This window comes from Thomasclavelia cocleata (assembly GCF_900102365.1).
GTDB lineage: Bacteria > Bacillota_I > Bacilli_A > Erysipelotrichales > Coprobacillaceae > Thomasclavelia > Thomasclavelia cocleata.
Window position 1 is genome coordinate 32956 of the sequence record NZ_FOIN01000006.1, and the last position, 15490, is coordinate 48445.

Genomic DNA, 15490 nt, shown 5'->3' on the forward strand with positions numbered 1-15490 from the left:
AAGTTATGGCAAATAAAGATATGGATAAATTAGTAAATCATGCTAAGACATCAGGATTTGTTTATCAAGGATCAGAAATTTATGATGGTTTAGCAAATACTTGGGATTATGGACCTTTAGGGGTTGAAATGAAAAACAACATTAAACAGTTATGGTGGAAACGTTTTATTCAAGAATCACCATATAATGTTGGTTTAGATTCTGCGATATTTATGAATCCAAAAGTTTGGGAAGCTAGTGGACATGTTGGAGGATTTTCTGATCCACTGATTGATTGTAAAGAATGTAAAACTAGACATCGTGCTGATAAATTGATTGAAGATCATGATCCAAATGTTCATAGTGAAGGATGGACTAGTGAGGAAACAGTAAAATATATTGAAGATCATCAAATTGTTTGTCCAAAATGTGGCAAAAGTAATTTTACTGATGTTAGACAATTTAAATTGATGTTTGAAACTAAAATGGGAGTTGTTGAAGATGCTAAATCTACAGTATATTTACGTCCTGAAACAGCACAAGGTATTTTTGTGAATTTTAAAAATATTCAAAGAACAACACGTAAAAAAGTTCCTTTTGGTATTGGACAGATTGGTAAAGCTTTTAGGAATGAAATTACACCAGGTAACTTTATTTTTAGAATGCGTGAGTTTGAACAAATGGAATTAGAATTTTTCTGTAAACCAGATACTGATTTAGAGTGGTTTGAATATTGGAAAGAATATTGTAAACAATTTTTAAAAGATTTAGGTTTAAAAGAAGAAAACTTACGTTTTAGAGATCATGAAAAAGAAGAATTATCATTCTATTCAAAGGGAACTTGTGATGTTGAGTACAATTTTCCATTTGGTTGGGGTGAATTATGGGGGATTGCAGATCGTACAGACTATGATTTGACACAACATCAAAATCATTCAAGAAAATCATTAGAATATTTAGATCCAACAACTAATGAGAAATATATCCCTTATGTAATTGAGCCATCTGTTGGGGCAGATCGTTTATTCCTATCTGTATTATGTGACAGTTATGAAGAAGAATTATTAGAAGATGGGGAAACTAGAATTGTAATGAAATTACATCCAGCTTTAGCACCATATAAAGTTGCTGTTTTACCATTAACTAAAAAACAAAGTGAAAAAGCTACTGAAATCTATAGTATGTTAGCTAAACATTTTAGTTGTGAATATGATGTTGCTGGACAAATAGGTAAACGGTATCGTCGACAAGATGCTATTGGAACACCATATTGTATAACTGTAGATTTTGATACAATAGAGGATAATGCAGTTACAGTACGTGATCGTGATACAATGGAACAAGTTCGTTTACCAATTGATGAATTAGTGAATTATCTTAATAAAAAGGTTACATTCTAATAGGGAGGAGTATTAATGCCAAGGTTATCAGCAGAAAAAATTAATGAGATTAGGCAGAGTGTTGATATTGTTGATGTCATTGGCAATTATCTTTCTTTACAAAAAAAAGGTCGTAATTATGTTTCTCTTTGTCCATTTCATGATGATAGTCATCCTTCGATGTCTATTTCACCTGAAAGACAAATTTATATGTGTTTTGTTTGTCATAATGGGGGAAATGTTTTTACATTTTTAAAAAATTATTTAAAGATTCCTTATATTGAAGCTGTTAAAATGGTTGCTTCAATGGGAAATATAGATATTAGTGAATACAATCTTGAAAAAAGAGTTCAACCTGTTGAACAAAAATTTGAACCATTATATAAAATGCATGATGAAGCTAATAAAATATATAATCATTATTTGAATACTAAATTAGCAATTGATGCAAAAGAATATTTAACTAAACGAAAAATAACTGATGAAATTATTGATATGTTTGAGATTGGTTATGCACCAAGTAATAATATTTTATTAAAAGCATTTGAAAAAATGAATTTTAATAAAGTGTCAATGTATGAATCAGGATTGGTAATTGAATCAAATGCTGGTTATGATCGTTTTAGTAATCGAATCATGTTTCCTTTACATGATGCTAATGGACGTGTTGTTGGTTTTAGTGGAAGAATATATCAGCCAAGTCAAAATGAATCTAAATATATGAACTCTCCAGAATCTGATATATTTATAAAAGGAGAGACATTATATAATTATCATCGTGTAATTGAAGAAACAAGACAGGCTGGTTTTGTAATTATTACAGAAGGATTCATGGATGTTATTGCTTTATATAAAGCAGGGATAAAAAATGCGGTTGCAATTATGGGAACTGCTTTAACAAAAGGACATGTATCACTATTAAAACGTCTCAGTAAAACAGTTTATCTATGTCTTGATGGTGATAAAGCAGGTAAAAATGCAACAATTAAAAGTATTGATATCTTATTACATGAAGGTTTTACGATAAAAGTTGTTGATTTACCAGAAAATTTAGATCCAGATGAATTTTTAGATAAAAAAGGTGGAGATGAGTTAGAATCATTAATTAAAAGTCCGCTTTCATCTTTAGATTTTAAAATGAATTATTATTATGAAATGACTAACATGGATAATTATGATGATCGTAAAAAGTACTTAGAAACGATTGCTAAAGAAATAAGTAATCTTAGTGATATAATTGATCAGGATTATTATATCCAGCAATTAGAAAAAAAATCAGGTTTTTCAAAAGAAACAATTACAAGATTAGTTAGTGATAAAAATGTTTCTAAAATAGAACAAGTTAATCCAAGTAATTATATTCCATATCAAAAAAGTATTCGCTTAATTGATAAATATGTAAGAGCGGAACGTGATCTATTATATTATATGATGAATGATAAAAATGTCGCAATGATGTATGAAGCAAAAGCAGGTTTTATGTTTAATGATACTTATCGTATTATTGCTTCTTATATAGTTGATTATTATCGTCAGGAAGTAGTTTTAGAGGTTGCGGATTTGATTAGTAGTATTGAAGATGAAAATCTTGTTAAAAATATAGTAGAGATTTCGCAATTAGAGTTACCAGAGTTACAAGATAGTAAAGCAATAGAAGATTATATTGAGATAATTAAAGAAAAGACAGTAAGAATTAAGGTAGAAGAATTAACGAAAGCTTTAAAGGATACATTTGATCCTAAACAAAAAGCACAGATATTAAAAGAAATCATAGCATTAAAAGATAAGGAGTAAAGTATGAAGAAGAAAAATGTTGTAGGTGTGTCATTTGATGATTTAAAGAAAATAGTTTTAAATGATGCCAAAAAGGGTGATGGAATTCTAACGCAGGATCAAATTGATAATTATTTGTCTAATTATGATTTGAATGATGAGCTTGCAGAAGAATTATTAGAGTTTATAGGGAATAATGATATTATTATTTCGGATGATGGATTAGATGATTTGGATGTTGAAGATGATTTATTATTAACTGGGGTACCAGCTGACTTAGATATGGACCTTGATTTAGATGATGATCTAGGTTTAGATGATGATACTCCTGATTTAGATTTTGCTGGTGATTTCGATATGATGACTGGAGATACACTTCATATGTATCAAGTTGCAGATGCTGATGCTGAATTGGATCAAAATCAATTAGGCAGCAATGTTAAAATTAATGATCCTGTAAAGATGTATCTTAAAGAGATTGGTAGAGTTGAGTTATTATCACATGATGAGGAGATTGATTTAGCTAAAAAAATCTTAGAAGGTGATGAAATTGCTAAAAAGGAACTTGCTGCTGCTAATTTACGTTTAGTTGTATCAATTGCAAAAAGATATGTTGGTCGGGGAATGTTATTTTTAGATTTGATTCAAGAAGGAAATATGGGGCTGATCAAAGCGGTTGAAAAATTTGATTACACTAAAGGATTTAAGTTTTCAACATATGCTACCTGGTGGATTCGTCAGGCAATTACTAGAGCTATTGCTGATCAGGCTAGAACAATACGTATTCCAGTACATATGGTAGAAACAATTAATAAATTAACTAGAATACAACGTCAGTTAATACAAGAATTAGGTCGTGAACCAAGTGCTGAAGAGATTGCTGAAAAAATGGATGGGATGACACCTGAAAAGGTTCGTGAAATTCAAAAGATTTCTTTAGAACCAGTTTCTTTAGAAACACCAATTGGTGAAGAAGATGATTCTCATTTAGGGGATTTTATTGAAGATGAAGGAGCAATGTCTCCAGATGATTATGCTGCAAATGAACTACTTAAAGATGAGTTAAATGAAGTTTTATTAGAACTTACAGATCGTGAAGAAAAAGTATTACGTTTAAGATTTGGATTAGATGATGGACGAACTAGAACATTAGAAGAAGTAGGTAAAGAATTTAGTGTAACTAGGGAAAGAATTCGTCAAATTGAAGCTAAAGCATTACGTAAATTAAAACATCCTTCACGTTCAAAGAGGTTAAAGGATTTCTTGGATCGTTAGATGAAACTATCAAAAAGATTACAGTTAATTGCAGATGTAATCATAAAATATAAACAAGGAAGTATTTTAGCAGATATTGGAACAGATCATGGCTATTTACCTTGTTATTTAGTTGAAAATAAAGTTATAACAAAGGCATATGCTTGTGATGTAGCTAAAGGACCACTAGATTCTTCTAAAGAAACGATAAAACAATATAAGTTAGATAATCAGGTTTTTCCATTATTAGGGAGTGGATTAAATCCTATTCTAAAGCGTCAGGTTGATATGATTAGTATTGCAGGAATGGGAGCATATTTAATTTGTGAAATACTTGATGAGCATCGTGAATATTTAAGAAATATCGAAGTGATGTTTTTACAAGCTAATACTAATAATGATCATTTAAGAAAATATTTATTTGCTAATGACTGGATCATAATTGATGAACAGATGGTCAAAGATAGTGGGCATATATATGAAGTAATGGTTGTTACAGCTAGGAAAAATAAAGCTATTACTTATAGTCAAAGAGATGAAGAATTTGGTCCGATTTTGATTAATAATCAAACACCATTATTTAAAGAAAAATGGAAAAAACAATATTTTGTATATAAAAAAATTCAAAATACATTATCCCAGGATCATCCACGTTATCATGAAATAAATGCTAAAATGAAAATGATCAAAGAGGTACTACATGAAAGCTTATGAAATAATTAATTATTTAGAAAAATATTTTCCTTTGAATTTACAGCAGCCATGGGATAAGTGTGGTATGCAAATTGGAGATGTAAATCAAGAAATAAATCGTGTCATGGTTTCGTTAAATGCAGATTTACAAAGTTTACAATTAGCTATAGAAAAGGATTGTCAGATGTTAATAACACATCATCCTTTTTTTTTAGAAAAGATTGATAATTTAAGTTTTGATAATCATCATGGCAAGTTTGTTAAATTGTCAATAATAAATAATATAGTTGTTTATAGTTTACATACATGTTTAGACCAAGGTAAAAATGGTATTTCAATGAATGACTGGTTAATTAATGAATTAGATGTTCATGATGTAAAGTGTTATGATGATATTCAGGTTGGAAAGCAGGCTGTTTTAAATAAGCCTTGTTTAACTAGTGAACTAGTAGATAGAATTAAAAAAATATTTAATCTACCTGTTAAATATGCAGGTAAAGAAAAAATAATTAAAACTATTGCTATTTGCGGTGGTAGTGGTAGTGATGATTTAGAATATTTAGCTGGCAAAGTAGATGCTTATATTACAGGTGATACTAAGCATCGTCATGCAAAATATGCTTATGATCATAACATTGTGTTAATTGATGTACCACATCACATTGAGGTAATAATGGAAAATAAGGTGAAAGATTTATTGAAAGATAAAGATGTGGATGTTATTACTTCAAATTTAAAAGACTATTATATATATTAGACAGTTTGATAAGCTGTCTTTTATTGTTATGATAACTTATTGATTTTTATCTGGATAATTAGTTTTTATTTTGTACGTATATCTGGCTGGTGAAAATCCAATCGCAGATAATTACTGTCAAACATAGTGAATCATAAGTCGTTAACAGTGATGCTATGGTTGGGAAGTGGTGTAGTAAGTTTTTTGAGATTACGAACAGAAATTTGATATAAGGCTAAATGGTGGATAATGTAGTACATCAAACTGAAATCCAAGGTCAAAGAAGGTTGTCACAAGAAGTCGGTTTGAGGCATATATAGTAGATATATCACTAATAGTGAAGAGTTTAATGTTTATATGGTGTAGCTCACTATGTGTAATATTTAGCCAGTTTGAAATCAAGAATAATTTTATAATTAATAACTGTAATCTTGTGGGAAAGTAGAGTATAAAGCAACAACATAAAATTAATTGAAGTGATTTTAAGAGATGAAAATTTTAATGAAGCAACAGAAAAATTAAAAGTAATAAAGGTGTAGCTAGAGTCAATAATAAGATAACAGCGAACAAAATTGATAAATATTTTATAGCTAATAAAGAGAAGATAAAACAGGAAATAATAGAAAATAAATATAAACTCTACATTCATGATGAAATAAATACATTGTATATGTCTAAGATTTTGATTTGAAACTTATTTTTAATTAGTTAGTTTTTATTTTACGATATTTTTTTAAAATGGTTCTAATTATTTTGAAAAGTGTTATAATAATAATGTAATTATAATTTATTTTGAAGAAAATATGCAAAATGAGGTGAAAATATGTTGTTAGAATTTAAGACAGAGAATTTTAAGTCATTTTTAGACGAAATGGATTTTTTAATGACACCTGCTCCTAAACAAAAAGATTTAGAATACAGTATTTTAGAACATAAAATAGGAAAAAAAACTTATAAAGGATTGTGTTCAGCAATTATTTATGGATCTAATGCATCAGGTAAAACAAATATTATTTGTGCAATGGATGTATTTAAAGAAATTATATTAAAAGGAAATATTAGAAATTCTGATGAGATGAGATCACCAAATATTTCAGAGCGAAAGTTAGAACTAATTCCTAATAATTTAAATAAATTACCCAAACCCACAAAGTTTTATATTCGATTTGTAGAACAGGATTTATTAGTTGAATATGAATTAATTATTGATTTAGGGTTGTTTTTAGATAAAAGTTATCAAAGAAAGATAAAATTTGAAAAGTTAACAATTAATAATAAAACTATTTTTGAAAGAACAGAAAATATAGATTTTTTTGATCTTAAGGTTATTGAACAATATTTAATAAAAGAATTTAGAAAGAATGAAGATAGTGCAAAAGCTTTAGCTAGAAACAATTTAAATCCTACTGAACTATTTTTGACTAATGGTTTTAAAATGATGTTTAGTTCTAAATTAGTTTCTTTTATTTTAGAATGGTTTGAGGAAAAGTTTATTGTTATATATAGGGCAGATGCCACAGAAATAAAAAGTAAATTGGATAATTCAAAAGGTGGAACTGTTTTTGTAGAACATACAATTAATGAAGCTGCTAAGTTATTTGGAATTAATTCAAATGCACTAGGTTATGTTGTACCAAAAGATGGAGGGGAAGTACAATTATGCTCAATATTTAAAGATAATGGTATTGCGATTCCTGCAAAATATTTTGAATCTTATGGGACAGTTCGCTTTATAAATATGTTTCCACTTATTTTAAAAGCATTAGTAGAAGGTTTGGTTTTAGTTTTAGATGAATTTGATGCTAACATACATCCTATGGCATTAATGAATATTATTAATATTTTTCATGATGACGATATTAACAAAAAGAATGCACAATTGATATTCAATACACATAATCCAATTTTCTTAAATGCAAATATTGTAAGAAGAGATGAGATAAAGTTTGTTGAAAGGGATGATAATACGCATCTAAGTACGCATTATTCGTTGTCTGATTTTAAAACAGCTGGTCATAGAGGTGTGAGAAAAGCTGATGACTATATGAAACATTATTTTTTAGGAAGATATGGAGCTGTTAAAGATATAGATTTTTATGAGCTGTTAGAAAAATTTATAAATGATATCTCAGAGGTTGAATAATATGTTTAAAAAGGAATGTAGAATATATTATTTTTCTGTGGAAGGAGAAACTGAAAAATGGTATTTAGAATGGTTGCAAGGACAAATAAACAGTAATGAAAATGCTAGATATAATGTGAAGTTTATTCTTAAAGTAGAAAAAAATCCTAAAAAAATGATAAAAAAGATAAATGTATTAAGTGATATAGAAATATTACATGTATTTGATTTTGAAGAACTACAGAATGAAATGTCTTTTCAAAGAACGTTATCAGTTATGAAAGAAGCTTCAAAACTTAAAAAGAAAGTTAAGTATGTACTAGGATACTGTAATTATACATTTGATTTATGGATAATTTTGCATAAAAAATGTGCTATGGAGAATAGAAGTCATAGGAGGAACTATTTAAATGATATTAATCGTTGCTATAGTAAATCCTTTGAATCAATGTTAGAGTATAAAGAGGAGGCTAATTTTAAAAGAATATTAAACTCTCTTACAATAAATGATGTTTTATATGCAATTCAAAATGCAGAAAGAATTTGTGAGAAAAATGAAATAATATATCAAAAAATTAAATATAGTAGTTATGAATATTATAAAGAAAATCCATCATTAAATTTGCATGAATATATAAAAGATATATTACAAACAGTCAATATATGTTAGTAAAAAATTAATTCAAAGCAGATCGAAAGATTTGCTTTTTTGTTGTTTAGAAATTCATTAATCGTAGATTATTTTACCTTATTATAACTTATTAAAAAGCTGTCCTTGTTTTTACTTTGACAGATGTCAAAATTGAAAGATTTAATTAAATTTAGAGATTCACCAAAAATATTAGAGTTTTTATTTTTAAATTAAAATCCCCATTAATAGGGGATTTATAGAATTTTATTTAAATCTATATTTGGTTTAATATATGTTGAAGTATCATGATAGTTAAATTGTTTTAAATAGTTGATTACTTGATTTGTTAAATAGGTTGGAGTGGATGCTCCAGAACTAACTGCTGCAACTTTTTTATCTTTTAACATTTCTAAAGTAATATCATTTACACTCTCAATCATATAAGTAGTTTTATTAGCTTTATTAGAAGATATACTTGCTAACTTTTGTGTATTATTAGAATGAGGATCACCGACAATGAAGACAACATCTACATCATCATTGATTTTAGCAATAGCTTCTTGTCTGATTGTTGTTGCTTGGCATGTTTCTTTAGCAATAGTTATATTTTTAAGTACAGTTTTAGCATATTCGCATAAATCATATACATCATATAGAGACATTGTAGTTTGATTTGTTATAACATAAACTAAATTTGGATTTAAGTTATCAATATCTTTTTTTGTTTCAATTAAATGAATATGTTTAGAATCAATAGATAAAGCTCCCTCAGATTCAGGGTGACCACTTTTTCCTATATATAGAATCTCTATTTTTTTATCCAAATATCTTTTTATTAAATCATGTGTTTTAATAACATCTGGACAAGTAGCATCAATTACATTTAGATTTTTCTTTCGAGCTTTGTTAATTACTTGTTCACTTGCACCATGAGCAGTGATAATTACAGTTCCTTGATCAACTAAGTCAAGGAGTTCTTCACGTGAAGCTCCTTTTTTATCAATAGTTTTAATGCCTAAATTTTCTAAAGCATCAACAATATATTGATTATGCACAATCATTCCTAAAATATAGATATCATCTTGATATGCTTGTTTTTTAGCAATTTCGATAGCTTGGATAACACCTTTACAATAACCTCGAGGAATAACTTGATAAACTTTCATAAAATCACCTCAAAGCTATTGTATCATATTTTCAAATTCTACGTCATCATTAGTAGTATTTTTTGTTTGATTTTCATTGATTGGAGTGATATTTTGTTCTACTTCGTCAAAATTAATATCATTAATATGATTTACTGCCTGAATGACACGAAATGCGTTTTTTGTATTATTAATAATAGGACGAATTTGATAAATTAATGGTATTACTTGATTAATTGTATAAATAGTTTTTGAAGCATAGTGTATAGATTTTCTCAAATTCATTTTAGTTTTCATTTTGCGGTCAAGTGGATTTATTTGATTCATAGAATAGATTTGTGGATTAAAATTATCGTAGTAGAAATTTTCATCATAGAATGGGTTCATGTTATCCCTCCTTTAATATATATTATGTAATATTTTTTTATTTGTGCATATCAACAAATATCTGTAAATTAGGTATTTTTTTCTTTAAATATATCAAAATACATAAAGAGAGAATTATAAACAAATTTATTTGCTTTTTAGTGTTGTTGTGATAAAATTAATTGAATTTATCAAAGAAAAGGAGGAAAAAGATGAATAAATTTGAAAATTATAAATTTCAAGAATTTTGTTATCAAACAATTAACGAGCTAGGTTTCACTAAACCAACACCAATTCAGGAAAAAGTAATTCCTTTAGTATATAAAAATAATGATATAATTGGTATTTCGCAAACAGGAACTGGTAAAACACATGCATTTTTATTACCAATTATAGATCGTATAAATACTGATGATGATTCTGTTCAAGCAGTAATTACTGCTCCAACTAGAGAATTAGCAACACAAATTTATAATAATGCTAAGTTGTTTATTAAATATAATAAAGATATTAGAGTATCTTTAATTATTGGAGGTAGTGATCGTCAAAAAGCAGTTAATAAATTATCAACCCAGCCACATATCGTTATTGGTACACCTGGTAGAATTAAAGATTTATCTTTAGATGAACAAGCTTTAAAAATAACTACAGCATCTATTTTTGTTATTGATGAAGCCGATATGACATTAGAGTTTGGATATTTAGAGGATATTGATGCAGTTGCAGGTAAAATGAAAGATGATTTAAGAATGATGGTTTTTTCTGCAACAATTCCCCAGATGCTTAGACCATTTTTAAAGAAATATATGAAGACACCAGTAATAATAGAAATTGATGATGATAAAGTTACTACTGATAATGTTGAACATATTTTGTTAGCAACAAAACATCAAAATCGTTATGAAGTTTTAAAGAAGATAATGATGATTATTGATCCATATATTTGTATTATTTTTGCAAATAAACGTGATGAAGTTGCTAGAATTACTAAAAAATTGCGTGAAGAAGGATTTAAAGTTGGTGAAATTCATGGAGACTTAGAGCCTCGTGAACGTAAACAAATGATGCGTAGAATCCATAATAATGAATATCAATATATAGTTGCTACAGATATTGCAGCTAGAGGTATTGATATAGATGGGGTTTCTCATGTTATAAATATGGAACTTCCTAAAGAAGCTGATTTCTATATTCATCGTAGTGGTCGTAGTGGACGTGGAAATTATATGGGAATTTGTTATAGTATGTATGACAGTGCTGATGAAGATAATTTAAGGATTTTAGAGAGAAAAGGTATCTCTTTTAAGAATATGACAGTTAAAAATAATCAATTTGTAGATTTAGGGGAACGTCTAAAAAGAACTAAACGTCCTAAGCAGCAAACTGAATTAGAAAAAAAGGTTCAAAGTATTATTAGAAGACCAAAAAAAGTTAAACCAGGTTATAAGAAAAAAAGAAAACGTGAAGTTGAACAGGTAGTTCGAAAACAAAAGCGTCAAATGATTCAAGATGATATCAGACGCCAAAAAAAGGAACGGGCAAGAGCAGCTCAACGTGAAAAAAGAAATGGAGTAGAAGATTAATGATAATTGGAAGTCATGTATCAATGTCTGGTAAAGAGATGTTATTAGGATCAGTTAAAGAAGCCTTGTCATATCAGGCTAATACATTTATGTTTTATACTGGCGCCCCCCAAAATACAGCTCGTAAACCTATAGAACAATTAAGAGCTGACGAAGCTAAAGTGTTAATGAAAGAAAATGGTATAGATATTAATAATGTTGTTGTCCATGCACCATATATTATTAATTTAGCAAATACTACAAAACCAGAGACCTTTGAATTAGCTGTAAGCTTTTTAAAACAAGAAATTGAACGTTGTAAAGCATTAGAAATGACAAAATTAGTTTTACATCCAGGGGCACATGTTGGAGCTGGAAGTCAGATTGGTTTGGATAGAATAGTTGAAGGATTAAATGAAGCGACTAAAAACTGTGGTAATGTAAAAATAGCGCTAGAAACTATGGCTGGTAAAGGTTCAGAATGTGGACGATCATTTGATGAAATCAAATATATTATTGATCATGTTGATAATAATGATTGTTTAGGAGTATGTTTAGATACTTGTCATTTACATGATGCTGGCTATGATTTAGCTAAGTTTGATGATATTTTAGCTGAATTTGATCAAAAAATAGGTTTGGAACGTTTATTAGTTGTTCATGTTAATGATTCTAAAAATGAATGTGGGGCTAGCAAAGATCGGCATGAAAATATTGGTTATGGACACATTGGTTTCGATACATTAAATATGATTGTTCATCATGAAAAATTAAAAGATGTTCCTAAGATTTTAGAAACACCATATGTTGAAAAAATTGCTCCATATAAGGAAGAGATTGAAATGTTTAGAAATCAAATTTTTAATCCAAATTTAAAATAATTAGGAAAATTAATTAAAAAAGATTTTATTTTAAGACAAGTAGAAATACTTGTCTTTTCACTTATATAATTATAAAGTACTTCGTTGTAATGACTATCTACTAAAGCATATTGATTATTTTGAATAAGTTCATAGATAATCAATAATTGTTTTTCATCAATATCAACACCTTGTTCATATACAAGTTTTTTAAACTCTATAAAATCAAGACTAAATAAATCATCATAACTACTATTGCTCATTATTTGCCCTCCGTATTAAATAATATGCATAAATAATAAAAGTAGCACTAGGCTACTTAATCATTTTCAATATTTCTTTTTTCAATTCATCAACAATATTTTCTTGTTTAACCTTACGAATAATTTCACCCTTTTTAATCAACAATCCTTCATTGACTCCTCCAGCAATACCAATATCAGCATGTTTTGCTTCACCTGGACCATTAACAGCACATCCCATTATTGCAACTGTAATATTAGCTTTGATTGTATTTAAAAAATCTTCAATTTCTTTAGCAATAGGAATTAAATCATATTGAATTCTACCGCAAGTAGGACATGAAACTAGGGTAGGAACATTGTCAATTAATTCTAATTCTTTTAATAATATTTTACCAACCTTTATTTCTTCAATTGGATTATCGCTTAACGATACTCTAATTGTATTACCAATTCCCTGGTATAAAATAGTCCCAATTCCTAAACTAGATTTGATTGTTCCACCTAGTTTAGTACCAGCTTCAGTAACCCCAATATGTAATGGGTAAGGGAATGTTTCACTGGCAAGTTGATATGCTTCTATTGTAAGTAAGGTATTAGATGATTTTAAAGAGATACAAATATCATAGAAATCAAGACTTTCTAATATTTTAATATGTTTTTTGGCACTTTCGATCATTCCTTTAGCAGTAGGACGACCATATTTTTCTAAGATATCTTTTTCTAGTGAACCGCCATTAACACCGATTCGAATTGGAATTTGTCTTTTTTTACAAGCTTCCACTACTAATTTTACTTTATCAATAGAACCAATATTTCCAGGATTGATTCTAATTTTATCAATTCCAGATTCTATTGCTTGTAAAGCAAGACGATAATCAAAATGGATGTCAGCTACTAAAGGAATATTTACTTGTGATTTAATTTCTTTTATTGCTAGAGCATCTTCCATATTTAATACAGCTAAACGAACTAATTGACACCCAGCATCTGCCAGTTCATTAATTTGTTTAACAGTAGCTTTTATATCTTTAGTTTTAGTATTTGTCATTGATTGAATAATTACTTCGTTATTACCACCAATAGTAAGGTTACCTATTTTGATAGCTCTTGTTTCATCTCTTTTCATGAATTTCACCTCAGTATAATTATAACATATCATTATATATTTATGAAAATAAATAAACTATTATTTTATAAAGAGAAATGTAGGATAAGTAGTAGATATTTGTTTATAAGTGTGGTAAAATTTTATCGTTTTTTATAGAAATTTTAGTCTTATTTTATAAGATGATAATAAGAGATATGAATATTAAAATAAGAATGAGGGTATTGATTATGAAGGATAATAAAGAGGAAAAGGTTGCATCAATAAGTACAGAAAACATCTATGTATTAAATGGACGTGTTCCATTAAAAAAAGCGATACCTTTTGGATTACAGCATGTTCTGGCGATGTTTGTTTCTAACTTAGCGCCAGTGTTGATTGTTTGTGGTGCAGCTATCGTGAGGGGGACAGGAGAACATCTAACTTCTGCTGAAATTACTCAATTGTTACAATGTGCAATGTTTGTAGCTGGTATTGGAACTTGTATGCAACTTTATCCAATCTGGAAGATTGGTTCAAAGCTTCCGATTGTAATGGGAGTGAGTTTTACTTTTTTAGGCAGTTTACTAGTCATATGTACAAATCCACAATTAGGATATGAAGGAATGATTGGTGCAGTTATTTTAGGTGGGATTTTTGAAGGTTTAGTAGGATTAAGTGCAAAGTACTGGAAACGTTTTTTAACACCAGTAGTATCTGCTTGTGTAGTAATTGCAATTGGGCTTTCACTTTTATCTGTTGGTATGGATTCCTGGGGTGGTGGAAATGGTGTAAGTGATTTTGGGGCTTGGTATCATTTATTAGTTGGAGCATTTACTTTAATTGTTTGTTTAGTATCACGCTATTTATTAAAAGGGGTTTATAAAAATTTAAATATTTTAGTTGGGTTAATATTTGGATATTTATTATCAATAATTTTTACGGTTGCGAATATTGCACCAATGGTAGATTTTTCTGGGATATCCAAAACTATTAGTGAAGTTGGGATTTTTAGTATTCCTAAGTTAGTATTTTTTACTAGTCACACACCAGTATTTGATTTAGGTGCATTTTTTACAATTGCAATTGTATTTTTAGTGTCTGCAGCAGAAACAACTGGGGCTACAACTGCAGTATGTACAGGTGCTTTAGGGCGTGATATCAAAATGGAGGAATTACAAGGTTCTTTAGCTGTTGATGGTTTCTCTAGTGCTGTTTCAGGTTGTTTTGGATGTATTCCATTAACATCTTTTAGTCAAAATGTTGGATTAGTTACGATGACTAAAGTTATTAATCGCTTTACAATTTTAATGGGAGCTTTAATTTTAATTTTAGCTTCATTATTTCCACCATTAGGAGCATTCTTTAATTCATTGCCCCAAGCTGTATTAGGTGGATGTACAGTCATGATGTTTGGTTCAATTATGTATGAGGGGATCAAAATGCTTAAAGAAAATGAATTTGATGATCGAACAATGATTATTGTTTCTCTTGCTTTTTGTATTGGTGTTGGTTTAACACAAACATCTGGTAACTTTTTTGCAGCTTTTCCAGCGGTAGTAGGAGATATTTTTAATGGAAATGCTGTAGCTGGGGTATTTGTTATATCATTTTTATTAAGTCTGGTTCTTCCAAAAAAGAAAAAGACAAAAAAGTAATAA

The 15490-nt window shown here is 28.5% G+C and carries 14 protein-coding genes; 10 read left to right on the plus strand and 4 right to left on the minus strand.

Features of this window, described 5'->3' with window-relative positions; all coding sequences use genetic code 11:
- Nucleotides 1-5 precede the first annotated feature (5 nt).
- From BMW96_RS04190 to BMW96_RS04220, 7 genes are all read left to right on the plus strand, one after another.
- On the plus strand, nt 6-1379 hold the full coding sequence (locus tag BMW96_RS04190; RefSeq protein ID WP_092352820.1) for a glycine--tRNA ligase: 1374 nt from the start codon (nt 6-8) through the stop codon (nt 1377-1379).
- Between the two features lie 15 nt (nt 1380-1394).
- Nucleotides 1395-3152 carry a DNA primase gene (gene dnaG / locus BMW96_RS04195; protein ID WP_092352822.1) on the plus strand — a complete coding sequence of 586 codons (1758 nt, stop codon included), beginning with the start codon at nt 1395-1397 and terminating at the stop codon, nt 3150-3152.
- A gap of 3 nt (nt 3153-3155) precedes the next feature.
- Nucleotides 3156-4406 (plus strand): RNA polymerase sigma factor RpoD, encoded by a 1251-nt coding sequence (rpoD, locus tag BMW96_RS04200; RefSeq protein ID WP_092352824.1) that lies wholly within the window; start codon nt 3156-3158, stop codon nt 4404-4406.
- Nucleotides 4407-5099: a tRNA (adenine(22)-N(1))-methyltransferase gene (locus BMW96_RS04205; protein WP_092352826.1), complete on the plus strand. Its 693-nt coding sequence runs from the start codon at nt 4407-4409 to the stop codon at nt 5097-5099. It begins immediately after the preceding gene.
- Nucleotides 5086-5835, plus strand: coding sequence for a Nif3-like dinuclear metal center hexameric protein (locus BMW96_RS04210; protein WP_092352828.1), 750 nt, complete (start codon nt 5086-5088; stop codon nt 5833-5835). The genes BMW96_RS04205 and BMW96_RS04210 overlap by 14 nt, the downstream gene beginning before the upstream one ends.
- An 802-nt stretch (nt 5836-6637) precedes the next feature.
- Nucleotides 6638-7957, plus strand: a complete 1320-nt coding sequence (locus tag BMW96_RS04215; protein ID WP_092352830.1) for an AAA family ATPase — start codon at nt 6638-6640, stop codon at nt 7955-7957.
- 1 nt (nt 7958) lies between these two features.
- Nucleotides 7959-8606, plus strand: a complete 648-nt coding sequence (locus tag BMW96_RS04220) for an RloB domain-containing protein (RefSeq protein ID WP_092352832.1) — start codon at nt 7959-7961, stop codon at nt 8604-8606.
- Nucleotides 8607-8821: 215 nt separating this feature from the next.
- On the opposite strand, the gene BMW96_RS04225 is transcribed toward BMW96_RS04220, so the two are convergent.
- A complete protein-coding gene (locus tag BMW96_RS04225) occupies nt 8822-9733 on the minus strand; it encodes a 4-hydroxy-3-methylbut-2-enyl diphosphate reductase (RefSeq protein WP_092352834.1) in 912 nt (303 codons plus the stop codon).
- Between the two features lie 15 nt (nt 9734-9748).
- Complete coding sequence (locus BMW96_RS04230; RefSeq protein ID WP_092352836.1) at nt 9749-10099, minus strand: hypothetical protein; 351 nt, start codon at nt 10097-10099, stop codon at nt 9749-9751.
- Between the two features lie 191 nt (nt 10100-10290).
- On the opposite strand from BMW96_RS04230, the gene BMW96_RS04235 reads away from it, so the two are divergent.
- Nucleotides 10291-11661 carry a DEAD/DEAH box helicase gene (locus tag BMW96_RS04235; protein WP_092352838.1) on the plus strand — a complete coding sequence of 457 codons (1371 nt, stop codon included), beginning with the start codon at nt 10291-10293 and terminating at the stop codon, nt 11659-11661.
- Entirely contained in the window at nt 11661-12521 is an 861-nt protein-coding gene (locus tag BMW96_RS04240) for a deoxyribonuclease IV (protein ID WP_092352840.1), read from the plus strand. Before BMW96_RS04235 ends, BMW96_RS04240 begins: the two co-directional genes overlap by 1 nt.
- On the opposite strand, the gene BMW96_RS04245 is transcribed toward BMW96_RS04240, so the two are convergent.
- The gene (locus BMW96_RS04245) at nt 12494-12763 is read right to left on the minus strand and encodes a hypothetical protein (protein ID WP_092352842.1); all 270 of its coding nucleotides are present in this window, start codon (nt 12761-12763) and stop codon (nt 12494-12496) included. The two genes, BMW96_RS04240 and BMW96_RS04245, sit on opposite strands and share 28 nt — an antisense overlap.
- A 52-nt stretch (nt 12764-12815) precedes the next feature.
- Nucleotides 12816-13871 (minus strand): flavodoxin-dependent (E)-4-hydroxy-3-methylbut-2-enyl-diphosphate synthase, encoded by a 1056-nt coding sequence (gene ispG / locus BMW96_RS04250; protein ID WP_092352844.1) that lies wholly within the window; start codon nt 13869-13871, stop codon nt 12816-12818.
- A gap of 209 nt (nt 13872-14080) precedes the next feature.
- On the opposite strand from ispG, the gene BMW96_RS04255 reads away from it, so the two are divergent.
- Nucleotides 14081-15487, plus strand: coding sequence for a uracil-xanthine permease family protein (locus tag BMW96_RS04255; RefSeq protein WP_092352846.1), 1407 nt, complete (start codon nt 14081-14083; stop codon nt 15485-15487).
- Nucleotides 15488-15490: the final 3 nt, after the last annotated feature.

What these genes read in the sequence shown, in the direction of transcription:
- BMW96_RS04190 (WP_092352820.1), top strand. Translation starts at nt 6, where the DNA reads ATGGCAAATAAAGATATGGATAAATTAGTAAATCATGCTAAGACATCA.
- dnaG (WP_092352822.1), top strand. Translation starts at nt 1,395, where the DNA reads ATGCCAAGGTTATCAGCAGAAAAAATTAATGAGATTAGGCAGAGTGTT.
- rpoD (WP_092352824.1), top strand. Translation starts at nt 3,156, where the DNA reads ATGAAGAAGAAAAATGTTGTAGGTGTGTCATTTGATGATTTAAAGAAA.
- BMW96_RS04205 (WP_092352826.1), top strand. Translation starts at nt 4,407, where the DNA reads ATGAAACTATCAAAAAGATTACAGTTAATTGCAGATGTAATCATAAAA.
- BMW96_RS04210 (WP_092352828.1), top strand. Translation starts at nt 5,086, where the DNA reads ATGAAAGCTTATGAAATAATTAATTATTTAGAAAAATATTTTCCTTTG.
- BMW96_RS04215 (WP_092352830.1), top strand. Translation starts at nt 6,638, where the DNA reads ATGTTGTTAGAATTTAAGACAGAGAATTTTAAGTCATTTTTAGACGAA.
- BMW96_RS04220 (WP_092352832.1), top strand. Translation starts at nt 7,959, where the DNA reads ATGTTTAAAAAGGAATGTAGAATATATTATTTTTCTGTGGAAGGAGAA.
- BMW96_RS04225 (WP_092352834.1), bottom strand. Translation starts at nt 9,733, where the DNA reads ATGAAAGTTTATCAAGTTATTCCTCGAGGTTATTGTAAAGGTGTTATC.
- BMW96_RS04230 (WP_092352836.1), bottom strand. Translation starts at nt 10,099, where the DNA reads ATGAACCCATTCTATGATGAAAATTTCTACTACGATAATTTTAATCCA.
- BMW96_RS04235 (WP_092352838.1), top strand. Translation starts at nt 10,291, where the DNA reads ATGAATAAATTTGAAAATTATAAATTTCAAGAATTTTGTTATCAAACA.
- BMW96_RS04240 (WP_092352840.1), top strand. Translation starts at nt 11,661, where the DNA reads ATGATAATTGGAAGTCATGTATCAATGTCTGGTAAAGAGATGTTATTA.
- BMW96_RS04245 (WP_092352842.1), bottom strand. Translation starts at nt 12,763, where the DNA reads ATGAGCAATAGTAGTTATGATGATTTATTTAGTCTTGATTTTATAGAG.
- ispG (WP_092352844.1), bottom strand. Translation starts at nt 13,871, where the DNA reads ATGAAAAGAGATGAAACAAGAGCTATCAAAATAGGTAACCTTACTATT.
- BMW96_RS04255 (WP_092352846.1), top strand. Translation starts at nt 14,081, where the DNA reads ATGAAGGATAATAAAGAGGAAAAGGTTGCATCAATAAGTACAGAAAAC.